This is a genomic window from Pseudoalteromonas sp. BSi20439 (assembly GCF_000241165.1).
Taxonomy (GTDB): domain Bacteria; phylum Pseudomonadota; class Gammaproteobacteria; order Enterobacterales; family Alteromonadaceae; genus Pseudoalteromonas.
On the sequence record NZ_BADW01000006.1, the window covers coordinates 25,016 to 43,165 of the forward strand.

Consider the following 18,150-nt stretch of genomic DNA (forward strand, 5'->3'; position numbering starts at 1 on the left):
GTGAGCAGCCAGTTCATAGGGTTAGGTGATGACTCATTTAGAGTTGCTGTGTATGTCGCAAAAGCGCCCCCTATGCCCTACTTTGAAATACTAGAGCAGTTAGAGCCTGTGGTTAGTGGGCAAATAAACAGTATAAATCAGCACTGTGGCAATGGCTGGCGAAAAGTCTTTAATGTGTACGCCAAAGTGTTATTTGCGCTGCCAAGCGAGTATTACTCATTTGCCAAACAAGCAGTGAGCTGGCAAGCATATCGAGATGAGCTGTTGTTACAGCAGCATAGCGGGACTGCATTACTCTTTAGTGCGCCGGTGCTCACTGAGCATAAAAACCAGTTGCACATTATTGCGGGAAGAACTCACGCTAAAAACTTGATACAACAAGGTAAGTTAAACGCCCAACTTGATTGGCTTGATGATGAGTTTGCTATAGATAAAAGCCAGAATATTATTGTGTGCCCCTATTTTGATTATAGGCAGTTAAGTAATATTAAAATTGCCCGTTTGAGTGAGTTAGTGGCTCAGATAAGATAAGCCACGCTCTCTTTTGCTTTACACAATGTGAGTTAGTTTTTGTGCGCTATCAACTAGCATTAGCGAGCCTATAATAAACAGCACACATGCCGAGGCTCGTCCAAATTTGAGCGACAATGCGGGGTTGTTACTGAGGATTTTTTTGGCGCTTATTCCTATTAACCAATACACTAACGCACAGCCTACTAAATGAATTACACTCAGTACCAGCAATTGTTCAGTGATAGAAAACGATAAAGTTGGCAATACAAACTGCGGTAATAAGGCTAAAAATAACAGCATCACTTTAGGGTTTAAGCCACTAATAATAAAGCCCTTTCTCATCCACTTTAGATGCGTATCTGAGGTGTGTTGTTGGCCACTGACATAAGCTGTAGGCATAGGAGGAAATCGGTACAGTGATACGGCAATCCAAATGATGTATAAAGCGCCAAACAAGGTTAACAGCTTTATAAAGATGGCATGCGACGCTAATAGCGCACCTAACCCTACCACCACTATTAAACTGGCCACTAAATGCCCAAGTATTAACCCCGATACTGCAGGAACAATTTTGTCGCCCGCTATTCCTGCGCTAATTGTATAAGCCCAATCAGCTCCAGGGGTGAGTACAAACAAAATTGACACCAGCCAAAAAGAAAAAATAATATTAATATCCATGCGCTATAACCCAAAATAAGTGAGTAGCTATTTTATTTCTTTCTGATGAGTAAAAGTTACTGTATTTTACCGATATAAGCATTCATTTTAGGAAATAATTAGCTATGGATACCATAGATAGGAAAATTCTTGCGCAGCTACAAGTTGATGGCAGGCTCACCCTCTCTGAATTGGCTGATCGTGTTGGGCTAAGCGTGTCGCCCTGTCACCGCCGTGTTAAAGAGCTTGAGAAAAGCAAAGCAATTGTCGGTTACCGCACCGAGATTTCACCGGAGAAAGTGGGTTTAAACTTTTCTGCACTCGTATTTATTACTATCAAAGAGGGTGATAAAGCGTCGTTAAGCAAATTAGAGCAAGCGGTGGATGCTATTCCTCAGATCACCAATGCGCAACGTTTATTTGGTACCCCAGATTACTTATTACACGTCGTTACTAAAGATTTAGCTGCGTTTCAGCAACTTTATGATGACAAGCTATCAGCCTTACCAGGTGTACAACGTTTAACCTCAACCATTGTGATGAAAGATATTGTAAGAGCGCGTAATTTGCATTTTTAAATGATTACCGAATTAAAAATCGCGACGATGACGCTGCAAAGCCTGTGGCGAGTGGCTTTGCAGTTATTTATAAAAATAAAGTGTAAATAAAGCTTGTTATAAAGTGTATTACTGTTATTCTGCTCGCCATCGGGTTGATAGAAAGCCCAGTTTATTTGTAAGTACCACGTTGTTATTAGTAATAATCCTTCGCGATATCCTCAAGTTAAATGTTTGTTTTCTTCCTGTTAAACGCCTATTTTAGGGCAATTTTTTATTTATTTTTTTAGGATATTATTATGTCTAATACAACTACTGGTACAGTAAAATTTTTCAATGAAGCAAAAGGTTTTGGTTTTATTGAGCAAGAATCTGGCGCAGACGTTTTCGCACATTTCAGTGCTATCTCTGGCGACGGTTTCAAAACATTAGCCGAAGGCCAAAAAGTACAGTTTACTGTAACGCAAGGTCAAAAAGGCCCGCAAGCTGAAAACATCGTTTGCATCTAAATAGTTTTAATTGATGGGTTAGTGTTAACCCATCAATATTTATAAGTTTGAAAGAAGTTTTGTTTTATTTGTTAGTACCGAGTTGTTTTAGTAATAATCCTACGCGATATCCTCAAGTTAACTATTTTTTCGGCTCAATCGCCTCTTTTCAGACACACTTTAATTAATTTTTAGGATACATATTATGTCTAATACAACTACTGGTTCAGTAAAATGGTTTAACGAAGCAAAAGGTTTTGGTTTTATCGAGCAAGAATCTGGCGCAGACGTTTTCGCACATTTCAGTGCTATCTCTGGCGACGGTTTTAAAACGCTAGCTGAAGGCCAACGTGTACAGTTTACTGTTACTCAAGGTCAAAAAGGCCCGCAAGCTGAAAACATCGTTTGCATCTAATTATAGAGGGAGTGGGCTTTAAAGCGCACTCACTCCGCTTAAACTAGTGTTAAGCAATAAAGCTAATATCATTATGATATTAGCTTTTTTTTGACAAAAATTTATACAACGTAACCGCTAAAGCCAAGTGCTTTAAAATAAAGCTTTGGAATACCAAATCCACATTCATTCAGTAGTTCACTAAAGCGCATACGATCTAGGGGGTAAAACTCTCTTTCGAGGTTATGCCCCATTTGAGTTTTGCCTGCTTCAGTTAGGCCTAATTGAGCACAGGTGTTTAATTGTGACTCACGTTCAAATGTTGTTTCTGGGCGCATTAAATCAGCAATATAAAGATTCGCTCCTTTTTTAAGGTTAGCTTTAATGCTTTTAAGAATTTGTTTTTTGTCGCCGTTATCTTCTACAAAATGCATCACCAATAAACATAATACCACGTCGGCTTTCGCTTTTATTTTATCAACTGGGCTACATTCAATAGTGACACGGCTATCAATACCTTGCTCTATAAAGCGTTGCTTAGCAATGGCTAACATGTCGGCCGAGGTATCTTGAGCGGTAAACTGCCATGTAGAATTAATATTCGCCAGCGCTGCGATTTCTTTACCTGTGCCCGCGCCTACCACTAAAATATGGGCGTTATCAGTTAACGTAGCGCTTAGCTGTGCGTTGGTTAGTTGATGTAATAGCTCGTAACCAGGGACTAAACGGGTAATACGGTTATCATACTCTTGTGCTTCTTCGCCTGTAAAAGTGGGCATACTGTCTCCTTAAATTACGTTTATGGTGGAGTATCCACCCGGTTTTTTAGCGACATGAATTTGCGTTGCAACGCGTTCGCTCATTTCACTTACATGTGAAATCACACCGACCTTTCTACCTTGCGCTTGCAGTGAATCTAGCGCGTCCATTGCAATACTAAGTGTTTCACTATCTAGTGTACCAAAGCCTTCGTCAACAAATAACGAGTTAATTTGCACTTTGTTTGAGGATAGAGAGGCCAGCCCTAATGCAAGTGCCAACGATACTAAAAACGATTCTCCCCCAGAGAGTGTGTTTACAGAACGTTGTTCATCGGCCATATCGCGGTCAATAATCGCTATATCAAGTGAGTCAGCTATTGCTGTGAGTTCGTAACGCTTATTCAGCGTTTTTAAATGGCTATTAGCATAATGTAGCAATATTTTTAGTGTTTGTGTTTGCGCTAAATTACGCATTGTTTTGCCGGTTGCATCACCGAGCACTTTATTAAGTAAATGCCATTGTTCTACTTGTTGTTTAAGTTTGCTTAGCTCAGCCTGCTTGCCCTCAAGGGCTTTTGCATTTTGGTTGTGCTGCTCGATGGCGGTATTAATCGTAAGTAAGGTATTTTGTAATTGTGTTTGCTGCGCAGTTAATTCAGCTTGTTGCTCAATTAACTGTGCTTCGTTGTGTGCTGGCTTATTATTTTGCTGATGCTGATCATTGGCTTGTTGCTGTTGTTTTAGCGCGGCTCGGGCATCAACTAATGCTTGAGATAACTGCTCGCTATGCTTTAGCTGCTCTTTAATATCGTCATTACTTATGGCCAGTAGCACCTCGATTTGCTGATGGCTTATATCAGCATACAGCGCGCTAAATTCTTCAAACCAAGCATTATAGCGTATTTCAAGTGTGGTTAGCTCCTGGCTGTTATCGGCGAAGCGCTGCTCAAGGTTTTTAAGTGTAATAGCCTGCTCATCGCGCTGTTTTATGGCGCTATCGTGTGCCCGTTGACTCTGATTTAATTCACCCTGACACTGCTCTACTTGCCTATTCAGCTGAGCCTGATAGTCATCAGCGCTGATCGTTTGGTTATCAAATAACGCTAAGCGCTGTTGCTGAGTATTATTGTGTTGCTGCTGTGCCTGAGTTAAATCGTCGTTGAGCGTGCTAACTTGCTGCTCAGCTTTGGTCATAAGCGGGGTTAGCTGCTGCAGCTGTAAATTGGCGCTGTCTAATTGCTTTTGAGTGTGTTCAAGTTGTAGTTGCTGATGTTGATACTGCTCTACTTGCTCACCTAACTCGCTTAGCGTTAACGCGCCGGTTTGTAATGCTTGCCAAAATTGACTGTTTTCAAAGTGAGAATTCAGCTCACTTATAAGTGCTTCGCGTTGGCTGTGCAATTCCTGGTGCTTATTATTAAGCATGGTGAGCTGATTATTCAGTTCAACATGCTGGGTATTTAATTGTTGCTGCGCAGTCTGTTCTTTTTTAACCGTGTTTTGCAGTTGGTTAACCGCTTCTTGTAACAGATCTTTTTGTTTTTGCGCAGCAAAGTACTGCGTTTTTTGCACGCTTAATTGTTTATGGGTGTCATCAAGTTGCTCAACGTTCAAGTCATTAAGATCTGTTTTAGCCGCTTGCATGGTATTTTTAATGTCTAACATTTTGGCTTGGGCATCAGCAATCGCTTGGCTATGCTGCTTATGCTCTGCGACTAAAACCGCATGCTGTGTTTGATGTTGATGTAGCTGGGTTTGTGCATCTAAGTGCTGTTGTTTAGCGCCAGTATAAGTATTTTCAAAGTCGGTTATTAAGTTATTAAAAGGTTGGCTTTGATTGTTTGCAAAAGGATGCTCAGTGGCTCCACAAACCGCACATGCCTCATTAGGCAGGAGTTGTGCGCGTAAGTGTTCAACATGTTCACTCGCGCGCAAGCGTGCTTGATTAAGCGATTGTTCGGCGTGTTTCAGTGCTTGCTCTTTACTGCTTAATTGCGCGAGCAATGTAGTGTTAGTTTGCTCACTCTGAGTTAGCTTTTCTGCCACATTGCTTTGTTGCTGTGCAGTGTGCTTTAGCTCTTGATTAAATTGCTTATAACGCGCTCGCTGCTCTTTTAAATAATCGATGTTTTTAAGCTGATTATCGCACTGCTCAATACTAAATTGCTCTTGCTGTTGGGTGAGTTTATTTAGGTTTTGTTTTTCAGTGCTTAGCACTTGCTCTGCATGTTCAAGCTGTTTATTTTGCTCATTAAGCTTGGTAGCGAGTGTGCTTAGCTGCAAAGTAGTTGCTTGCTTTTGTTGCTCGAGTGTTTTTAATTGCGTTGTAGTATTAAAAAACTGCTTAAAGCTGTGATTAAAATAGTTCCAATCAGTGGCCAATGACTTAAGTTGATTGTTCTCTTGTAACCATTTCTTATGGTGGGCGCTTTGTGTTGTTGCCTGCTCCACACTGAGATTATTTTGTTGTAACTGCTGTTGTAACTCGCTTAATTGCTGCTGCTCTTTAGTTTTTTGTTGTGTCAGGCTTGTAATGCTTTGCGTAAAAATAGCTAATTGACTGTCGAGTTCACGTGCCTTTGTAATCAGTGGCTCAGCCGTTTGTTGTTGTTGTTTTGCTGTTGCTAGTTCGCTTTGTTGTTTTTTAACCTTACTTGCTTGCTCGTTAATAAGCGCGGCATGATCTAGCGCGTTTAATTCTTTAATTTGTGAATTTAACTGGCTGTTTTGCACCGTTAAGCTTTTAAAACGCTGGCGATTATCTTTAATTTCAAGCGCACTTTGTGCTTGTTTGGCTTGCTCAGTTTGCACTTTAACCGCATCAAGTGCATCACTTGCTTGTTGCTCGTTTTGTTGAGCGGCTGTTAATGCTTGCTCTAAACTGTGTGCTTGCTTGTACCAGTTAACACCTTGCTCTGTGTTGGCCAACGTTGTTTTTGTGTGTTCAGTTTGTTTTTTAAGTTCATCAAGAGTGTGTTTTTTCTCACTGAGTTCTTCATCAGACAATAACGTGTAACTGGCTAAGCTGGCTGTTAGTAATTCAAATTTATCTTTTACTGCTTTATTACGCTCAAATATACGCTGGCCTATTCGACTAAATTTATCGGTGCCTGTAAGGCACTCTAAAAGTTGTGCGCGTTCATCGCCAGTGGCTTTTAAAAATGCGGCAAACTCGTGTTGTGCTAGTAGCACTGCACGGGAGAACTGCTCAAAAGTGAGGCCTATTTTATTTTCAATGGCTTTTATGGTGGTGCTTTTGTCGGCGATTAAGGTTTCATCAGGTAAGCTATGCAAAGTATGCTCGGCTACTTTTAGTTTGCCGGTTACTTTTTTATGCGTTCGTTGAATGCTGTAGCGTGCTCTATAAAGTTGTTGATCTTGGCCGCTAAAGTCTACTTCCGCATAGCCTTCCCATTTTCCACGGCGCAATAAATTACGGGCATCGTTAAGCTTTATGTTATCGCCGTTAAAATCAATTAGGTTGCCTTTATCGCCTTTTAAACGGGCAGTTTTCGTATAAAGAGCTAAACAAATGGCATCAAGTACGGTGCTTTTACCTGCGCCAGTGTCACCTGTAATAGCAAATAAACCTGCGTCTTTGAGTGGTGATGCTAAAAAGTCGATTTCGGCATCAGCAATGGAGGCTAAGTTATGAATACGTACGGCGGTTATTTTCATAGTAGCTGCTCCTGTTCAAGTTCATCAATAACGTCGGTTAATAGTGCTTTTAATTCACTGGGTACGGTTTCTCCGGCCATATCTTTGTCGTTATTAAAGGCTTGTTCTAGCAAATTAATTGGGTTGAGCATTTCTACAAAGCTTAAATCCTCAAATACCGTTTCTGAGGAATTATTCACTTGCTGATCGCGTACTCGCTCTATACCACAAAAGTTAACCTGCTTGTCTTTTAGTGCTTGTTCAATTTGTTCACGAAAAGTGGTATCGATATCACTGGATTTTAGCTTTACTCGTAAGTATGGCGCTATTTCGTATTGTTGTGTATCGAGTGCTTTTATTTGCTCGCATAGCTTGCCTAAAGGGACGCACTCCCCCTCGGGTAATACAATTACTTCAGCGAGCCTAGGAATGTAAAGGGGGTTTACAGTGGTGCTTAGCGGTTGGTCTTTTTGTACGTTAAACTCAACCACATTGACTTGATGGGTATATTTCCTTTCTGAAAACGACATTGGAATAGGTGTACCGCTGTAGCGAATGTGCTCATTTTTAGCCACTAACTGCGCTTTGTGTAAATGCCCTAGCGCTACGTAATTGGCATGCTTACCAAATACTGACGCTGAAATGGCTTCTTCACCGCCAATAACTAAGTTACGCTCAGAGTCACCAGAAATATTTCCACCCTTGGCATGCAAGTGACCCATCACAATTAAAGGCGTATTTTCAGCGTTAAGCCTTAACGCATGTTCAAGTGCCAGTTGATAAGCTTTAGCAACGCCTTGTGGGTAACTAGGGCCCTCTTCACTCTGGCTTAGTGCACTTACGTCGCTGGTGCGTAAAAATGGCATAGCGAGTACCACAGCGTGTTTGTCGTTGTTATTAATTGTTATTACCACGTCATTGGGGTTGGCGGGATCAAAGCGGCCTACAACATGGGTATCAAACTGAGCTAATAAGGGCTGTGCGGCCAAAATACGATTAGCGGAGTCATGATTGCCGGCAATTATGACCACGTGTAATTGTGGGCACTGTGCTTTGGCATTCTTTATAAATTGATAGAGTTGGTTTTCTGCACTAGCGCTGGGGGTGGCAGTGTGATAAATATCGCCAGCGACCAGTAATAAGTCGATTTGTTGGCTAACGAGGGTGGTTAATAACCAAGAGAAAAAAGCATGGTGTTCATGACGGCGATCATGTTCATAAAATTGCTGACCTAAGTGCCAGTCTGAAGTGTGAAGAACTTTCATTTTGCGCTCTTAAAAAACCATAAGAGCGCCAATATACCCAAGGCAATTAAAGATGCAAGTATCGCTTTAGGTTAAAATATACCAAGCAATAAAAATAACGGGTAAAGCAGCAAGGGCGATTGTTAAAGGCCACTTTAATGCTTTCGCTTTTTTAGCATGTAATACTTCCAGTGCATTAGTTTCATTACAAGCAGCCACTTTATCAATATACAGGTAGCCTGAGTTAATATACTGCTTACAATTTTGCACGTCTGCTGGTATTGCAATTAGTTTTTGCTGCTTTTTTAGGACATAAAAATCCATAAACTCACCACACTTAATACGACTAGTTAGAACAAAAAATATTTGAGAGAAACACTAAAAAAGTACCCTCAAATTAAAAAAGTGGGCGATTCTAATTACAAACCATAGTAAAGATCAACCTAAAACTGTGTTATTTAGTATTTTTAATGAAAATAGCTGTGTTTTTTCGTTTTATCTCTACTTTTAGTGATATGTAAACCCCCTTTACAGTTTTGTTTAGCGTATTAATTGCTTTTGTTTTTTATTAAATTTCTGACGAAATGTCCGTTCTTTTTTATGGTATGAAACACTATAAATAGTATTTACATAAAGATGGGGAATATCACCCTATAAAAGCAGGGTTTTATCGCTATTTTATTGAAGCTTAGCTGTAAATTTGTCACAGTAGCGTCACTAAAATCGATCAGGATTAACAATGAAGAAAAGTTTATTTACATTGAGTGCGTTTGTATTGCCTTTGGCAATGGCGAGCTCTGTGATGGCCTCATCTGTTGAACAAACTAAAGGCAGCTATGTTGATAAGTTTCGTCAACTAGATGAAGCTTTGCCTACCCCTAATGTTTACCGAAGTGCCGCAGGTGCACCGGCAGAAAATTACTGGCAACAACGCGTTGATTACGATATTGATGTAAAGCTTGATGAGCAAAAGCGTCGTTTAACGGGGAGTCAAACAATTGAATATAAAAATAACTCACCGCATACGCTTAAATATTTATGGCTACAGCTTGATCAAAACATTTTTAAAAATGACTCGATTGCAGAAACCACGCAAACTTTTAAAAGTACCCTACAAAACGAACCGGATGCCAAGCCTGCTAAATTAAGCTTAGGTGATTTACGTCGTCAGCAGTTTATGAACGACAATGAGCTGGGTTACACCATTAGCAATGTTAAAGATGAAGATGGTAAAGCGCTTCGCGTAACGGTTGTTGATACTTTAATGCGTATAGACTTAAACACGCCACTTAAACCGGGTAAAGATGTTGAGTTTAGCATGGACTTCGCGTTTAACTTGGTTGAAGAAGATGCGGTTGGTGCACGTGCAGGTTATGAGCACTTTGAAGAAGACGGTAACGATATTTTCCTAGTGGCACAGTGGTTCCCTCGTTTAGCTGCGTATACTGATTACGAAGCATGGACCAACAAGCCATTTCTAGGTAGCGGTGAATTCACCTTGGAATTTGGCGACTACAACGTTGAAATTACAGTTCCAGCGGATCATATTGTATCGGCAACCGGTAAGCTTGATAACCCAAGCTCAGTTTTAACCAGTACTCAACGCATGCGTTTAAAAGAAGCTGAAACAGCAAAGCGCCCGGTATTTGTAGTTACTGAAGAAGAAGCACTCGAAAACGAAAAAGCCGGTACAGACAAAACAAAAACGTGGCATTTTAAAGCTGAAAACGTTCGTGATTTTGCATGGGCGTCGTCACGTAAATTTATGTGGGATGCTAAAGGTTACCAACAAGGGGGGAATGAGCAACCACTGGTTATGGCTATGTCGTTTTTCCCTAAAGAAGGTGGCGATTTATGGAAGAAATATTCAACTGAATCTGTGGTACATACCATGGAAGTATATTCAAAATACTCATTTGATTACCCGTACCCAACTGCACAGTCAGTCAATGGTCCTGTAGGGGGTATGGAATACCCAATGATCACTTTTAATGGTCCACGTACAGATTTACAAGACGATGGCACGCGTACTTATTCTCAAGCAGAAAAGCGCTTTTTAATCGGGGTTGTTATCCACGAAGTGGGGCATATTTATTTCCCTATGATTGTAAACTCAGATGAGCGCCAATGGACCTGGATGGATGAAGGTTTAAATAGCTTTTTAGATGGTGTTGCTGGGCGTGAATGGGATCCAACCATTCCTTGGGGTGTTGAGCCACGTGATATTGTGGCGTACATGAAGTCTGAAACTCAAGTGCCTATTATGACGCAATCAGACAGTGTGCTTCGTTTAGGCCCTAATGCCTACACTAAACCAGCTGCAGCATTAAATATTTTACGTGAAGTTATTTTAGGTCGTGAATTATTTGATTTTGCGTTTAAAGAGTATGCACAGCGCTGGAAATATAAGCGCCCTACTCCAGCTGATTTTTTCCGTACTATGGAAGAAGCGTCAGGCGTTGATTTAGATTGGTTCTGGCGTGGTTGGTTTTACACCACAGACCATGTTGATATCTCGCTTGATAAAGTATATCAATTACGGTTAGACACCAAAAACCCTGATATCGACTTTAAACGTTTACGTGACATTGAAGCGAATAAGCCAAGCTCATTATTTGTTGAGCGTAATCGTGCTGAAGGTAAAAAAACCTGGGTTGAGAAAAATCCAGATGTAACCGATTTTTATGACGAAAACGATCGCTTTACGGTTACCAATAAAGAACGTAATGCGTACAACAAGTTTTTAAAAGGCTTAAAACCGTGGGAGCGTAAAACACTCGATCGCGCGCTAGAAGAAGACAAAAACTACTATGTTATGGAGTTTTCAAACTTGGGCGGTCTAGTGATGCCGATTCTTTTAGAGCTAACTTATGAAGATGGTACTAAAGAAGAGCGTTACATTCCCGCAGAAATTTGGCGTCGTAACCACAAAAATGTACAAAAGCTGATTATTACCGACAAAAACAAACCGCTCACCTCAGTAACGGTTGATCCAGGTTGGGAAACAGCGGATGTGAATGTAGAAAATAATCACTACCCACGTCGTATTATTCCTTCACGTATTGAAGTGTACAAACGTGAAAAGAGTAAGGCAAAAGTAAGCCGTGATATCATGCAAGATATTAAAACTGAGCTGAAAAAAGACGAGCCAAAAGACGAAAAAAATAACGGCGAGGACCAATAATAATGCGCTTTTTGCTTATTATTGCTTGTTTTTTAATTGCTGCGCCGAGTATGGCGCATCAATTAAAATCATCCGTTACCACGGTGTTATTTAATCAGCGCACGCACAATATTGAATTGATGCATCGTTTTTACTTACATGACACAGAGCATGCTGTTGGCAACTTATTTAAAGGCAAAGTGGATATCATAAATAACAAGCGTGACCAAAAACGCTTTGCTAAATATGTTGAGTCTCATGTTGCTTTGCAAACCTTAGTGGGTGAGCCACTTACGCTTAATTATGTGGGTGCACAAGTGGATGGTAAGTTCTTTTGGGTATACCAAGAAGCAACGATCCCCGATGAGATTGAAGGCGTTAGAATGAGTAATGGCGCACTTCGCGATTTATGGCCTGCGCAAGTCAATATGGTAAATGTTGAAGGGCGAGGACAAGTTAAAACGTTAAACTTTAGCCAAGACGATACATGGCTTGAAGCGCGATTTGAAACTAACTAACCCACCGCGCATCTTTTATAAGGTGCGCACTTTTTTACCAAAGATTAGCTGATCGAGTTAATTTACTTCATCGTAAAACCATTACAACAGATATTATTCAAACCCAAGCTATTGTGTTATCAAATGAGCTATACTGGGAGTGCAATGGACTGAGCTCTTTCCAATACGTTTATTGATATACTCTTTTATGTAAAGCAAACCCAGCAAAATGAGCTAATTATTTAGCGCAAGGAATGAAATGAAAACGCAAATTGAGGCAATCAAAGGTGTTATTTTTGATTTAGACGGAACCTTAGTATCATCAGAATTAAACTTTTCATTAATAAAAGCCCAAGTAGGTTGTCCTGCAGAGCTAGACCTACTTGAATATATAGAGCAATTGCCCTCGCCCTACATGCGTGAAGAAGCAATGAATATAGTTCATCAGCATGAGCTACTCGACGCGCAAACGGCGACGTTTTTACCCGGCGTTGTTGCAGCTGTCAACGCTCTGCAAGCTAAAAATATCCCCATGGCTATTGTGACCCGTAATTTTGATAAAGCGGCCACACTAAAGTTGCAACACAATCCGTTGCCAATTGAAATGGTACTCACCCGAACAGACGCACCGGCTAAACCCGATCCAAGTGCTTTATTAACTATTGCAAGCCATTGGTCAATGCCCGTTGATAATGTTATTTACGTTGGTGATTATTTATATGATATACAAGCGGCCCATAATGCAAAAATGCGAGCCTGTTTGTATGCACCTGATGTGACCCCCGCGTATGCCGAACAAGCCGACTTTGTGATTCATGCGTTTGATGAGTTAGTGTCGTTAGTTGAAAGTTACGCTGAAAAGATTGGGGTCTGTTGACCTTTCAAGGTTGTATTTGCAGCAGTCTGTTTGGTATTTAGGCAAGGCAGAGCCTATGTGGTGTGGTTACTCCCCATAAATAGGCGATAACGCAGCAGCAATGCCAAACAGGCGCTGCCCTTCGGGTTCTGCCTAGGGGCGATTTACTCTTTGTTGCTCGGTTTTGACTTAGTCCACTAGGTTACAAACCTTGCGCCGCGATTAAATAGCCCCTAGTTTGAACAAATAGCAATCCGCAAAGGTTAACAGACCCTAATTATGTTAAATTGCACTGTATTTCATTTCGCTAATAGCATAACGGGTATTATTTAAATTAATACCCAGCTGCTTTTACTTAGCATAGCATGTTGAACCACTAGCCCAATACGCTTTGAATTGGTAAAATATCGAAAACAGAACGTATTCAATAGAGGCACAAGATGGGCAGAGCATTTGAAGTCCGCAAAAGTTCGATGGCTAAAACAGCCAACGCAAAAACTAAAGTAAATTCGAAGTATGGTAAAGAAATTTACGTTGCAGCCAAAAGTGGTGAACCCGACCCGGATGTAAATCAAACATTGCGACGCTTAATTGAAAAAGCCAAAAAAGACCAAGTTCCCGCGCACGTAATCGAAAAAGCAATTGAAAAAGCAGCCGGTGGGGCAGGGGAAGATTACTCAACCGCTCGTTACGAAGGTTACGGCCCGGGTAATTGTATGGTGATTGTTGACTGTTTAACTGACAACCCTAATCGTACAATTAAAGATGTGCGCTTACCGTTTACTAAAACAGATTCAAAAATAGGCACACCTGGTTGTGTTGCTCATATGTTTGATCACCTCGCTGTTTTAGGGTTTGCAGGCGACGACGATGAAGTGGTGTTAGAAGCCCTGATGATGGCTGATGTTGATGTTACTGATGTAGAAGCCGAAGATGGCAAGGTGTCGGTGTTTGCACCGCATACTGAGTACTTTAAAGCTAAAACGGCATTAGAAGAAGCATTTGAAGGCATTAACTTTGAAATTGATGAGATTACCTTTGTACCACAAGTGCATGTTGAAATTACTGATGAAGAAGTGATTGCCAACTTTGATAAACTTATCAATATGCTTGAAGATTGCGATGACGTACAAAATGTTTATCACAACGCGACCATTAAAAATTAATTCGTAGTGATTTGAATAGTGATTATTCACTAGAGTTATAAAAAATCAGCTTAGTAAAGCTGATTTTTTGTTTTTAGGTTAAGTTTTAAGTTAGTGCTGTGCTTTATATTTTAAGCGGTAGCTGTGCAGTAGCGGCTCAGTATAACCGCTAGGTTGGCTAACGCCTTCAAATACTAGTGCCATAGCGGCTTGATAAGCAACACTTTTAGCCAGTGTTTGCTCATTAGTAGCCATAGGGCTGTAAAGGCTATCATGCTCATTTTGGCCATCAACAACCTTAGCCATTTTTGCCATTACATTTTGCACTTGCTCTTTACTGCACACGCCGTGATGCAGCCAGTTGGCGATATGCTGACTTGAAATACGTAAGGTCGCTCTATCTTCCATTAAGCCAATATGGTTAATGTCAGGCACTTTAGAACAGCCTATTCCTTGGTCAATCCAGCGTACTACGTAACCTAAAATGCCTTGCGCGTTGTTCTCAAGCTCACTTTGAATATCTTCTTTTGATAGTGTTTCTGGGGTTGTCATTAGCGGTGGTGTTAGCAAGCTTTCTAGGCTTGCTATTTGGCGCGTGGCAATGCTTTGCTGCAGGCTAAATACATCAACATCATGATAGTGCATTGCGTGTAATGTAGCGGCAGTAGGAGAGGGCACCCAAGCCGTATTTGCACCTGACTGAGGGTGGGCAACTTTTTGCTCCATCATCATCGCCATTTTATCGGGCATTGCCCACATACCTTTACCAATTTGTGCTTTGTGGCTTAAGCCACAGGCTAGGCCAATATCGACGTTACGATCTTCATAAGCGCTGATCCAAGGCTGTGCTTTAATAGCCGCTTTAGGCAGTACCACACCCGCTTGCATAGAGGTGTGTATTTCATCACCGGTGCGGTCTAAAAAGCCGGTGTTAATAAATACAACGCGCTCTTTAGCTGCATGAATACAGGCTTTTAGGTTAGCAGAAGTACGACGCTCCTCGTCCATAATGCCCATTTTAAGGGTGTTTTTCGGCAAGCTTAGTGCCTCTTCAACCATACCAAATAAAGTGTTAGCAAATGCCACTTCATCAGGGCCATGCATTTTTGGTTTTACAATATTAATACTTTGTGCAGTTGAGTTTTGAATGGCATTTTTAGTGTTTAAATCGTGCAGTGCGGCTGTTGCGGTGAACATGGCATCCATGATGCCTTCAAACACATCATTACCACTTACATCGGTAATGGCAGGGTTTGTCATTAAATGCCCAACGTTACGCACAAACATCATACTGCGCCCTTTTAGGGTCAGTTTTTGGCCATCAAGACCTGTGTATTGGCGATCGGCTTGTAACGTACGGTCGACCATTTTGTCGCCTTTTCTAAACGTTTCAACTAAGTTACCTTGCATTAAGCCTAACCAGTTTTTGTACACTTGCACTTTATCTTCGGCATCCACTGCAGCAACGGAGTCTTCACAGTCCATAATAGTGGTCAGCGCCGCTTCAAGTACCACATCTTTTAGCCCTGCTTTATCAGCTTGGCCAATAGGGTGGTGATGATCTATTTGCAGCTCAACATGTAATCCATTGTTTTTAAGTAAAATAACACTTGGGTTTTGTGCCTCACCTTGATAGCCAACGAGTTGTTCAGGGTTTTTAAGCGCAGTGTGCGAGCTGTCGCGTAATGTAATAGCAAGTGCGCCATCCACAATTGAATAATTAGTGCTTTCGATGTGCGAGCCATTTTCAAGCGGTAGCGCTTTATCTAAAAACTGTCTGGCGTAAGCCATTACTTTAAAGCCGCGCACTGGATTGTATTGAGTCCCTTTCTCTGCACCATCGTCTTCACTGAGTACGTCTGTGCCGTATAGTGCATCGTAAAGTGAACCCCAACGTGCATTAGCAGCATTTAAAGCAAAACGGGCATTACTAACCGGTACCACTAACTGTGGCCCTGCAGTCAATGCTATTTCTGGCTCTACATTCTGGGTTTCAATATTAAAGTCTTCAGGTTCATCAACTAAATAGCCAATGTCTTTTAAAAACGCTTGGTACTGGGCTTGATCACCGTTTTTATTAGCAACATGGTAGTCATCAATCTGCTTTTGTAATTGTTCACGTTTAGCGAGTAGCGACTTGTTCAGCGGAGTAAGTGTTTGCACTATATGAGCAAAGCTTTTCCAAAACTGGTGTTCGTCTAGATGGGTACCAGGTAATAGTTGTTTTTTAACAAATTCAGCTAGTTGCTTATCAACGCTGAGTCCAGAGTGGGTGAGAGTGTGGCTCATAATTAAAATCCTTAAACGGTCCGTCAGAGTGCATTTTTTATATGCGTACACTTACCATATCGCAAAAAAGTCGCTTTGAGTGCTTTTTAACCATTCACTATATGTATAGCCGCAATAACAACTATAAATTTACTAAATCTAAAAAATAAGCCTAATGTTTAATTAAGCGCTACAGAGCTAACGCGATGTAGTCACTCTCTCAACAATAAATATTAATACCCGTTCGAAGGACTTTATTATGACAACATATCAAGGCGAAACAGATACACTAGCAACACTATGCCAATCACAAGGCAGTGCATGGAAAACTATTAATCCTGAATACGCAACTCGCATGCGTTTACAAAACCGTTTTCGCTCTGGTGTTGATATTGCACAATTTACTGCTGACATTATGCGTGAAGACATGGCGGCATACGACAAAGACACAAGCCAGTACACGCAGTCTTTAGGTTGTTGGCATGGTTTTACTGCGCAACAAATGATGATGGCAATTAAGCGTCACCAAAAAACAACTAAACGCAGCTACGTATACCTAAGTGGCTGGATGGTTGCAGCGCTTCGCTCTGAGTTTGGCCCACTTCCAGATCAAAGTATGCACGAAAAAACATCAGTACCAGCACTTATCGAAGAAATCTACACTTTCTTAAAGCAAGCTGATGCACGTGAACTTGACCATTTATTCAATGAGCTAGACGATGCAAAAGCAAACGGCGGCGACGTTCAAGCCGTGCTTAATAAAATTGATAACTTTGAAACGCACGTTGTGCCAATCATTGCTGATATTGATGCCGGTTTTGGTAACGAAGAAGCGACTTACCTACTTGCTAAAAAGATGATTGAAGCGGGTGCTTGTGCTATCCAAATCGAAAACCAAGTATCAGATGCTAAGCAATGTGGTCACCAAGCAGGTAAAGTTACCGTTCCTCATGAAGACTTTTTAGCTAAAATTAACGCAGTACGTTACGCGTTCCTAGAGCTAGGTATTGATAACGGCATTATCGTTGCACGTACCGATTCACTAGGTGCAAGCCTAACGCAAAAAGTACCGGTTTCACAAAAACCAGGTGACTTAGCAAGCCAATACAATGCATTTTTAGAAACAACACCGGTAAACAGCGTTGAAGATTTAAATGAAGGCGAAACGGCAATGAAGCTTAATGGCCAACTTTGTAAGCCTACACGCCTAGATAACGGTTTATACCAGTTCCGCGAAGGCACTGAGAAAGACCGCGTAGTACTAGATTGTGTAACTAGCTTACAGTCAGGCGCTGATTTACTGTGGATTGAAACAGAAAAACCACACGTAAAACAAATTGCAGAGCTGGTAAATCGCGTTAAAGAACAAGTTCCAGATGCTAAATTAGTATACAACAACTCACCGTCGTTCAACTGGACGCTTAAGTTCCGTGAGCAAGTATACCAAGAGTGGCAAGAAGCAGGTCGTGACCTTAGCGCTTACCCAAGTATTGATGATAACAAAGCGCTTATGGCTCCAGAAATGGATGCAACAGAGCTTGCTGCAGCTGCAGACTTATTAGTACAAAACTTCCAACGCGATGGCGCACGTGAAGCTGGTATTTTCCATCACCTAATCACATTGCCAACGTACCATACAGCGGCACTAAGCACAGATATTCTATCTGAAGGTTACTTCGGTGACTTAGGTATGCTGGCTTATGTACGTGACGTACAACGTCAAGAAATCCGTCGTGAGCAAGCGTCAGTTAAGCACCAAGACCTTGCAGGCTCAAACATTGGCGATACGCACAAAGAGTACTTCTCTGGTGAGAATGCACTTAAAGCCGGTGGTGAAGCTAACACCATGAACCAATTTTAATTCAACTAGATAGTGTTACTTAAGGGCCGCAAGGCCCTTTTTTTATGCCTGCATAAAGGCAAAATTTAATAGATCAGTATTTTACTAGC

At 41.2% G+C, this 18,150-nt stretch carries 15 protein-coding genes; 9 read left to right on the top strand and 6 right to left on the bottom strand.

All coding sequences use genetic code 11. The annotated features are described in order from the left end of the window. The gene (locus P20439_RS00475; protein WP_008110778.1) at positions 1-531 is read left to right on the top strand and encodes a hypothetical protein; all 531 of its coding nucleotides are present in this window, start codon (positions 1-3) and stop codon (positions 529-531) included. Between the two features lie 18 nt (positions 532-549). Here P20439_RS00475 and P20439_RS00480 read toward each other — a convergent pair whose 3' ends face one another. Next, entirely contained in the window at positions 550-1,191 is a 642-nt protein-coding gene (locus P20439_RS00480; RefSeq protein ID WP_008110776.1) for a LysE family translocator, read from the bottom strand. 104 nt (positions 1,192-1,295) lie between these two features. On the opposite strand from P20439_RS00480, the gene P20439_RS00485 reads away from it, so the two are divergent. The 3 genes from P20439_RS00485 (at position 1,296) to P20439_RS00495 (ending at position 2,630) form a co-directional block, all read left to right on the top strand. Beyond that, positions 1,296-1,748 (top strand): Lrp/AsnC family transcriptional regulator, encoded by a 453-nt coding sequence (locus P20439_RS00485; RefSeq protein WP_008110775.1) that lies wholly within the window; start codon positions 1,296-1,298, stop codon positions 1,746-1,748. 278 nt (positions 1,749-2,026) lie between these two features. Next, entirely contained in the window at positions 2,027-2,236 is a 210-nt protein-coding gene (locus P20439_RS00490; protein WP_008463923.1) for a cold-shock protein, read from the top strand. A 184-nt stretch (positions 2,237-2,420) separates the two neighbouring features. Next, positions 2,421-2,630 carry a cold-shock protein gene (locus tag P20439_RS00495; protein WP_007377377.1) on the top strand — a complete coding sequence of 70 codons (210 nt, stop codon included), beginning with the start codon at positions 2,421-2,423 and terminating at the stop codon, positions 2,628-2,630. A 101-nt stretch (positions 2,631-2,731) separates the two neighbouring features. Here P20439_RS00495 and P20439_RS00500 read toward each other — a convergent pair whose 3' ends face one another. From P20439_RS00500 to P20439_RS00515, 4 genes are all read right to left on the bottom strand, one after another. Continuing rightward, positions 2,732-3,388 carry a class I SAM-dependent methyltransferase gene (locus P20439_RS00500; protein ID WP_008463925.1) on the bottom strand — a complete coding sequence of 219 codons (657 nt, stop codon included), beginning with the start codon at positions 3,386-3,388 and terminating at the stop codon, positions 2,732-2,734. A gap of 9 nt (positions 3,389-3,397) precedes the next feature. After that, positions 3,398-7,048: an SbcC/MukB-like Walker B domain-containing protein gene (locus P20439_RS00505; RefSeq protein WP_008110770.1), complete on the bottom strand. Its 3,651-nt coding sequence runs from the start codon at positions 7,046-7,048 to the stop codon at positions 3,398-3,400. After that, complete coding sequence (locus P20439_RS00510; RefSeq protein WP_008110768.1) at positions 7,045-8,292, bottom strand: exonuclease SbcCD subunit D C-terminal domain-containing protein; 1,248 nt, start codon at positions 8,290-8,292, stop codon at positions 7,045-7,047. The genes P20439_RS00505 and P20439_RS00510 overlap by 4 nt, the downstream gene beginning before the upstream one ends. Positions 8,293-8,358: 66 nt before the next feature. Continuing rightward, entirely contained in the window at positions 8,359-8,595 is a 237-nt protein-coding gene (locus P20439_RS00515; RefSeq protein WP_008110766.1) for a hypothetical protein, read from the bottom strand. Positions 8,596-9,010: 415 nt separating this feature from the next. Between P20439_RS00515 and P20439_RS00520 the strand changes: the two genes are divergently transcribed. The 4 genes from P20439_RS00520 (at position 9,011) to P20439_RS00535 (ending at position 13,953) form a co-directional block, all read left to right on the top strand. After that, positions 9,011-11,455 carry a M1 family metallopeptidase gene (locus P20439_RS00520; RefSeq protein WP_008110765.1) on the top strand — a complete coding sequence of 815 codons (2,445 nt, stop codon included), beginning with the start codon at positions 9,011-9,013 and terminating at the stop codon, positions 11,453-11,455. Between the two features lie 2 nt (positions 11,456-11,457). Then, positions 11,458-11,952 carry a DUF6702 family protein gene (locus P20439_RS00525; protein ID WP_008110764.1) on the top strand — a complete coding sequence of 165 codons (495 nt, stop codon included), beginning with the start codon at positions 11,458-11,460 and terminating at the stop codon, positions 11,950-11,952. Between the two features lie 238 nt (positions 11,953-12,190). Next, a complete protein-coding gene (locus P20439_RS00530) occupies positions 12,191-12,808 on the top strand; it encodes an HAD family hydrolase (RefSeq protein ID WP_008110763.1) in 618 nt (205 codons plus the stop codon). 419 nt (positions 12,809-13,227) lie between these two features. Next, positions 13,228-13,953: a YebC/PmpR family DNA-binding transcriptional regulator gene (locus tag P20439_RS00535; protein ID WP_008463928.1), complete on the top strand. Its 726-nt coding sequence runs from the start codon at positions 13,228-13,230 to the stop codon at positions 13,951-13,953. Between the two features lie 90 nt (positions 13,954-14,043). Here P20439_RS00535 and P20439_RS00540 read toward each other — a convergent pair whose 3' ends face one another. Next, a complete protein-coding gene (locus P20439_RS00540) occupies positions 14,044-16,221 on the bottom strand; it encodes a malate synthase G (protein WP_008110761.1) in 2,178 nt (725 codons plus the stop codon). Between the two features lie 238 nt (positions 16,222-16,459). On the opposite strand from P20439_RS00540, the gene P20439_RS00545 reads away from it, so the two are divergent. Beyond that, positions 16,460-18,061 carry an isocitrate lyase gene (locus P20439_RS00545; RefSeq protein WP_008110760.1) on the top strand — a complete coding sequence of 534 codons (1,602 nt, stop codon included), beginning with the start codon at positions 16,460-16,462 and terminating at the stop codon, positions 18,059-18,061. Positions 18,062-18,150: the final 89 nt, after the last annotated feature.